Annotated in this window: 8 protein-coding genes; 7 read left to right on the forward strand and 1 reads right to left on the reverse strand. The window is 50.2% G+C overall.

The features are described from left to right. Positions 1 to 80 precede the first annotated feature (80 nt). Both ACFFK0_RS23875 and ACFFK0_RS23880 read left to right on the forward strand, forming a co-directional pair. Positions 81 to 212: a hypothetical protein gene (locus ACFFK0_RS23875; protein ID WP_274337694.1), complete on the forward strand. Its 132-nt coding sequence runs from the start codon at positions 81 to 83 to the stop codon at positions 210 to 212. Between the two features lie 141 nt (positions 213 to 353). Further along, positions 354 to 785 (forward strand): EamA family transporter, encoded by a 432-nt coding sequence (locus ACFFK0_RS23880; protein WP_074728884.1) that lies wholly within the window; start codon positions 354 to 356, stop codon positions 783 to 785. 52 nt (positions 786 to 837) lie between these two features. Here the strand turns inward: ACFFK0_RS23880 and ACFFK0_RS23885 are convergent, their stop codons facing one another. Next, positions 838 to 1,470 (reverse strand): DsbA family oxidoreductase, encoded by a 633-nt coding sequence (locus ACFFK0_RS23885; RefSeq protein WP_217437424.1) that lies wholly within the window; start codon positions 1,468 to 1,470, stop codon positions 838 to 840. 155 nt (positions 1,471 to 1,625) lie between these two features. On the opposite strand from ACFFK0_RS23885, the gene ACFFK0_RS23890 reads away from it, so the two are divergent. The 5 genes from ACFFK0_RS23890 (at position 1,626) to ACFFK0_RS23910 (ending at position 7,101) form a co-directional block, all read left to right on the forward strand. Next, the gene (locus ACFFK0_RS23890; protein ID WP_274337692.1) at positions 1,626 to 2,453 is read left to right on the forward strand and encodes a sigma-70 family RNA polymerase sigma factor; all 828 of its coding nucleotides are present in this window, start codon (positions 1,626 to 1,628) and stop codon (positions 2,451 to 2,453) included. A gap of 281 nt (positions 2,454 to 2,734) precedes the next feature. After that, a complete protein-coding gene (gene pdaA / locus ACFFK0_RS23895) occupies positions 2,735 to 3,517 on the forward strand; it encodes a delta-lactam-biosynthetic de-N-acetylase (RefSeq protein WP_274337691.1) in 783 nt (260 codons plus the stop codon). Positions 3,518 to 3,701: 184 nt separating this feature from the next. Then, entirely contained in the window at positions 3,702 to 4,808 is a 1,107-nt protein-coding gene (locus ACFFK0_RS23900; RefSeq protein WP_377472887.1) for a Fe(3+) ABC transporter substrate-binding protein, read from the forward strand. A gap of 2 nt (positions 4,809 to 4,810) precedes the next feature. Next, positions 4,811 to 6,463, forward strand: a complete 1,653-nt coding sequence (locus ACFFK0_RS23905; RefSeq protein WP_274337690.1) for an ABC transporter permease — start codon at positions 4,811 to 4,813, stop codon at positions 6,461 to 6,463. After that, the gene (locus ACFFK0_RS23910; RefSeq protein WP_274337689.1) at positions 6,460 to 7,101 is read left to right on the forward strand and encodes an ABC transporter ATP-binding protein; all 642 of its coding nucleotides are present in this window, start codon (positions 6,460 to 6,462) and stop codon (positions 7,099 to 7,101) included. Before ACFFK0_RS23905 ends, ACFFK0_RS23910 begins: the two co-directional genes overlap by 4 nt. Positions 7,102 to 7,169 lie beyond the last annotated feature (68 nt).

Genomic DNA, 7,169 nt, shown 5'->3' on the forward strand with positions numbered 1-7,169 from the left:
TCCTTCGGGGTTCGCGTTCCAGGCATCTTAAATGACTGCCCACGCTAGCTTGACACTGACACCGGGCAAGGGGCATTATTATGGAGGCGAACGATGATGTATACTACGTCGTGTGGGAGGATTTTTTCTCCAGCTGGGAGAAAGGCGAGCTGCTCTCCAAAATAGCTCTTAGGTTGGATGACGATCAAGGTGCAGATAGAAATCGTGAGTGAACATACGGAGTAAACCATAACCAGGTGCCCTTGCGGTGGTACCGGGTCACCGCTTTGCCGTTCAGCCGGTGTGCCTTAGTATGTTAATTCTTCTTGAAGCCAACCTAAGAGTACTACCATATTACTGCAAAGAGGGATTGTATGAGTTATTTATGGTTGGTTTTCGCTTTATTATCGGCCATAACCGCCGCGCTGGTCAGTATTTTCGGCAAGATCGGGCTGCAGTCGGTGGACGCCAACACGGCAACGGCGGTCAGGGCCGTCATTATGGCGGTATTTTTAGTGGCCGTGGTTGCGTTTCAAGGCAATATCGGTAAAATCCCGTCTCTTTTCGAAGACAAAAAAACGCTGCTGTTCATCGTGCTGAGCGGAGCCGCCGGTGCCGCTTCCTGGTTGTTTTATTTTTGGGCTTTAAAGCTCGGTAAAGTTTCGCAAGTCGCCCCGGTCGATAAATTAAGCGTGGTCATTGCGACGATAGCGGCCGTTGTGTTTCTGGGGGAACGCCTCAGCTGGATCAGCGGAATCGGCATAAGTCTCATTGCCATCGGCGTCATTCTGATCGCATTCAGCTGAAGGTATTATATAAGAAAAACAAAGGACACCCGCCCCGGTGTCCTTTGTCTGTCTATTCCGCTGCGACTTTCTCGAGTACTTTGATCAGCTCGGCGGGCGGGTAAGCTCCGGAGAGGGCGTACTTGTTATTGAATACAAAGAAAGGTACGCCGGTAACGCCGATTTGTCTGGCTGCTGTCTGGTCATGGGTTACCTTGTCGCTTCCTTTCCCCTGTTCGAGCTGTTCCCGCAGATGGACCGGATCATGACCGAGGGAGGCGGCGATGCCAAGCAGAATATCCAGTTGGGCTATGTCCTGGCCCTGTTCGAAGTAAGCGTTCATGATGGCATCGATCATAGCCTCCTGCTCGGAGGCGGGCAACAGGGCCGTCAGCCGGTGGGCCAGCTTGGTGTTCGGCATGCGGGTCACCTGATCGAAACGAAATGTCACCCCCACCGCTTCCCCCGCCTGGGTCACACGATCGGTCATTTGCTTCAAGGAAGCGGCATTGCCGCCCATTTTTCTGATCATAGCGTCCTGAAAGGGAAGTCCCTCGGCCGGCAGCGTCGAATCCAACTCAAAAGCCCTAAAATGGATCTCCACCTCGTCTTTAGGACCCCATGCAGCCAGAGCATCCTGTAAATTTTTCTTGCCGATTCGGCACCATGGACATACCATGTCGGAAAAGACATCGATTTGTATCATCGATATTTACCTCCAGTCAGTAACTTACTTTGTTATAGTATGATCGATTTGCCGGCGAAAGGCAACCATGGATCATTTACCATCGGATATTTTTGTTTTTATCTGTAACAAAAACAGAGATCAATCGTTATAACTCTTGCGAAAGGGGGAGAGGCATGCAGAAGGATTCGTTTACAGAGCTGTTCCGGATGTTTCAGCCCTCTCTCTATCGCTATTTATACCGCATGTGCGGGTCTAAAGAGGTGGCCGAAGAGCTGCTTCAGGAGACGTTTTATCGGGCCATGCTCTCGCTTCGGCTGGAGGATATGAGATTGGCCCGGGCCTGGTTATATAAAGTAGCCCGAAATCTGTTTATCGACTGGGTACGCAAGCGGAAGGGGGAGGCGGAGATGCTGCAGGCCATAGAGATTCACGCTTCCGGCACTAGCCCGATGCCTACTCCTGAAGAGGCTTTGCAGCTGCAGGAGCAGCGGAGAAAAATGACCGGGGTCATGCGTAAGCTGCCCGAGCATTACCGGACGATTCTTTATTTGAGGGAAATGGAAGGCTCCAACTATCAAGTGCGGGTTCTCAGCATGCCGGTTTATGCGGGAGAGCTGAAGGGAGATCTGAAGAATATTCCCCATTCGACCTCAAATGAACTCCATTTCGTGCCCCATCTTACGTTAAGGCCTTTTGTAAAGTATCAAGAAGAGGGAAACGGGATGAGCTGGGCCGGTTGGCTGGAGAATGCGGACACCCTCAAGCAATCCGTCGATCAAATGCTCAAAGATATCGAATGGCTGAGACAGGAGAGAAGCTACCGGGAGTCCGAAAACGACGGGAAGCGTTTGGACTACCTGAAAGAGAACGGAGTGAAAGTATATGGCGCCGTTGTTACAGGACCGGTGCGCGAGCTGGAGAAGCTGAAGCAGGAGCAGGGCCTGTTTTATTTTCAATTGGGAAGGATCGAAATTTGGAACTGGGAGGAACACACATCGTAACATAGGCCCATAGGTTAAATCCCCGTACACAAAGGCATCAAGTCTGGCGGTGTGTTATCGACACCTTTACATTTTTCCATATGTCAATAATTGCAATTTTACAGGACTTAAGTGCCAAGCAAGAGGGTTAACGGATGGGTATGCGAGGTGAAAACATATCCATTGGCCTGCTTATCTTTCCTTCTACAAGGAAACACATAACTTTCTGTTTTTTGTGGAACATTACCCCTTAGCCGATGACCGCATAAGAAAAACCATCGCCTAAGGAGTGAAATGGTTACATGAAGCGTTATGTCTCTTTCCTCGCCGCATTCGTTGTGCTTTTGTGTTTGATTTTACCCCATTCGGCCGAAGCCAATGCGGACAAACCTTATCACTTCGGGTTTAAGAAGAGCAGGAACCATGAGCTTCCATCGATTCAGGAAGAGGGGTTCCGGTCCATTGTCCAGAAGCATGATGCCATTTTTTTGGGCGATACGAAGCAAAAGGAGCTTTATCTTACGTTTGACAACGGCTATGAGAACGGGTATACGAGCAGGATTTTGGATGTACTCAAGGAGAAGCAGGTACCGGCCATCTTCTTTGTGACGGGACATTATATTCAAGACCAGCCCGAGCTGTTGAAGCGAATGGTGCAGGAGGGCCACCTCATAGGCAATCATTCCTGGAGCCATCCCGACCTCACACAGGTATCCGACCAGAAGCTGAAGGAAGAACTGGATCGTGTCAAAACGAAAGTAGCGGAGCTGACCTCCCAAAAGGAAATGCCGTATTTGCGCCCGCCGCGGGGGGTTTTTAGCGAACGGATGCTTGCGGCCAGCAAAGGATACGGGTATACCAACGTGTTTTGGTCGATTGCTTATAAGGACTGGGATCCGAAGCTGCAAAGAGGATGGGCTTACGCATACGAAAGCATCATGTCGCAGCTGCATCCCGGTGCGGTCATCCTGCTTCACTCTGTATCGAAAGACAACGCGGAGGCGTTAGCCAAAATTATTGACGATGCCCGGAAGCAAGGATATGAATTCAAGAGCCTGGACCAGCTGCAGACGAAAAATTATTAATTCATCCGTAACCCTCACATCGATGTGGGGGTTTATTTTGTATTCATACCGAAATCTGCTTTTGATGGAACCGTTTGCGGTGACTATAAAATAATGGGTTGACAGTAGGGTTTATTCTTGCTAGAATCCAAGTTGCAAACAAATGATAATGATTATCAGTACCAACTTTAAAAAGGGGAGTGTAATGATGTTGAAGAAACACCGGAGATTCTTATCATCCGCAATAGCGGCTATTCTGAGCGTCGGGCTTTTGGCAGGATGCGGAACGGCATCACAAGGCGGACAGCAAGCTGCGCAGCCGCAAGAGCCGAATAGCGGAGCTTCCGAATCGAAGACGGAACAAGTCGTCAATCTTTATACGGCAAGACATTATGAAGTGGACGACGTTCTTTATGCTCAATTTACGGAGAAAACCGGTATTAAAGTCAATGTCGTCAAAGGCAAGGCGGAAGAATTGATTGAACGGTTAAAGCGTGAGGGAGAGAGCACTTCCGCCGATTTGTTCATCACAGTGGACGGCGGAGTGCTGAATAACGCCAAGCTGAACGGAGTGCTGCAGCCTGTAAAGTCGGATGTCATTGAGGCTAATGTTCCTGCACAGCTCCGGGATAAAGACAACGAGTGGATCGGTCTGTCGACGCGGGCCCGTGTGATCGTATACTCCAAAGATCGGGTTAAACCGGAGCAGCTCTCTACATACGAAGATTTGGCTACCGATAAGTGGAAAGGAAAAGTGCTCGTGCGTTCCTCCACAAGCTTGTATAACCAATCGCTGCTTGCTTCCCTGATCGAGTTGAACGGGGAGCAGAAAGCGGAAGAGTGGGCTAAAGGCATCGTCGCTAACCTCGGCCGTGCGCCGGAAGGCGGGGACCGTGACCAAGCAAAAGCCATTGCTGCGGGAACCGGAGATGTAGCCATTATGAACACTTATTACTTTGGACAGATGCTGAACTCCAAAGATGCGGAAGAAGTGAAGGTTGCACAGCAGCTCGGCGTGTTCTTCCCTAACCAAAGCACGACCGGCACGCACCTGAATATCAGTGGAGTGGGTCTTGCAAAGCACAGCAAAAATAAAGAAAATGCCGTGAAGCTGATCGAGTTCTTGACCGATACGGAAGCGCAGGCACTGATGTCCAAGGAGAACTTTGAATTCCCGGTAAACCCCAAGGCGGAGAAACCGGAGCTTCTGAAATCTTGGGGAGAGTTTAAGGCCCAGCAAATTGACTTTGCCAAGCTGGGAGAACATAATAAAAAGGCTGTTGAGATTTCTAATAAAGTAGGTTGGAAATAAAAATGCGCTTTAGAGCAGCTATACGCAATATAAAACAACATACAAACGGCTGGCTTTATGCCAGCCTTCTGGGGGCAGTGGTCGTTCTGCTGCCCATTTTTACTATATTCGTGTCGCTGTTCCAACCGCCAAACGAAAACTGGCAGCACATCAAGCAGTATTTACTGCAGGACTATGTGTTCCAGACCGTTTGGCTTGTGTTGTTTACTTGTCTGTTTACCGTGCTGCTCGGGGTAACGTTGGCTTGGCTGATCGCGGCTTATGATTTTCCGCTCAGACGCTTTTTTCGCTGGGCGCTTGTGCTGCCGCTGGCCGTTCCTCCGTACATTGCGGCATACACCTACAGCACGATGTTGAGCTATACCGGCATTGTCCAAACCACGCTGCGCAATGAATTCGGGGTGATGCCAAACCCGGAGTGGTTTGGCATCATGTCGATGAGAGGCGCCATTTTCATATTTACGATGTTCTTGTTTCCATACGTATACATGATTACCAGATCCTATCTGGAGCATCAGAGCGGCTCTTATATTGAGAATGCCGCCCTGCTCGGGAGAAAACCTTTTTCCATATTTCTCTTTATCGTGCTGCCGATTTCCCGGCCTGCCATCGTCGGCGGTGTCATACTTGTCGTATTCGAAGTGCTTAGCGATTATGGCGTATCGAGCTATTACGGTATCCAGACCATCTCCGTGGCGATATTTCAGACCTGGTTCGGAATGTACGATGTCGACTCTGCCGTCCGTTTGGCCGCATGGCTGATGGCGGGGGTCGTCGGGATATTCGTGGTGGAACGGCTGCTCCGCCGTCAGCGGAGCTTCGCGGCTTCCACCAGTAAATCAAGACCGCTTACACCCAAGAAGCTGAAAGGTATCCGCGCTGCGGCTGCTTTCATGTTCTGTGGGCTTATGTTTGCGTGCTCCTTCCTTATCCCTGTCATTCAATTGATCGTATGGGCCGCCTGGAGCTATGACGATGTGCTTACCCCGGCTTTTTTCGAATTGACGTATAACACGATAGGCCTTGCTTTGACGGCCACGGCGATCATTATGGTGTTCTCGGTGATTACAGCCAATGTAGTTCGTCAGCAATCGAATGTGCTGACCTATGTGCTGGCCCGGTCGGTGACGTCCGGCTATTCCGTTCCCGGAGCGATTATTGCCATCGGCGTACTGGCGCTGTTTATCGGCCTTGATCAATGGCTGGCCCCGCTATATGCCCGCATGGGCCTGGGGAAAGCGCCGCTTGTGCTCAGCATGTCCTTGGTTATGCTGGTTGTCGCTTATGTGGTCCGCTTTATGGCCACCGGATACAATGCGGTCGAGGCCGGTTTTGAGAAGATCGGGATGAAATATACGGAAGCCTCAAGGCTGCTCGGCCTGGGGATGACGAAGACCTTTTTCAAGGTGGATGCCCCGCTGATCAAGGGCGCCTTGTTCAGCGGCGTTATTCTAACGTTCGTGGAAATTATGAAAGAATTACCGTTAGCCTTGCTGCTTAGACCGTTTAACTTTGAAACGCTGGCGACCAAGACCTATCAATACGCAAGCGACGAACGCATCTATGAAGCTTCCATACCCTCTTTGTTTATTATCGGTGTCAGTATGGTCTCTGTTATCGTATTTCATCAATTAGGGAAGAGGTTGAATTCATGAAGATCGTGAATATTGGTAAACTTTCATTTTCCTATTCCTCCAAACAGAAGCCAGTGATTGACCGCTTCTCCTTCGATATGGAAAAAGGGGAGATCGTCGGGATTTTGGGGCCTAGCGGGAGTGGAAAAAGTACGCTGCTGCGGCTTGTTGCCGGGTTGGAGTCGCCAACCGGCGGAAGCATTGCGATTTCCGGGCGTACCGTGGTGGACGATACCTCCTTCATACCTCCTGAAAAGCGCGGCGTCGGCATGGTGTTTCAGGATTATGCATTGTTTCCGCATATGACCGTAGCAGGCAACATCGAATTTGGCCTGCATCGTCTGTCGAAGAAAGAACGTGCAGAGCGGCTTGCAGAAATGCTGGAGCTGGTGCAGCTATCAGGCTTTGAGAAGCGTTATCCCCACGAATTAAGCGGGGGCCAGCAGCAGCGTGTAGCCTTGGCAAGGGCTCTTGCCCCGCGTCCTTCCATTCTTCTGATGGATGAACCGTTCAGCAACCTGGATACAGACCTTAAAGTCTCTATCCGCAGCGAGCTTAGAGATATCCTGAGAAAAGCGGAGATGACCTGTTTGTTCGTAAGTCACGACCACCAGGACGTTGATGCGATTTGTGATCGTACGGTGATGATGGTTTCTTAATCAAGGGGTTAGTGTAAAATCTCCGTGGGTGTAGGAATTGGAAAAAGCGGATATAGAAAAAGAGCTTC

The sequence above is a fragment of the Paenibacillus chartarius genome (assembly GCF_042432825.1).
Lineage (GTDB): Bacteria > Bacillota > Bacilli > Paenibacillales > NBRC-103111 > Gordoniibacillus > Gordoniibacillus chartarius.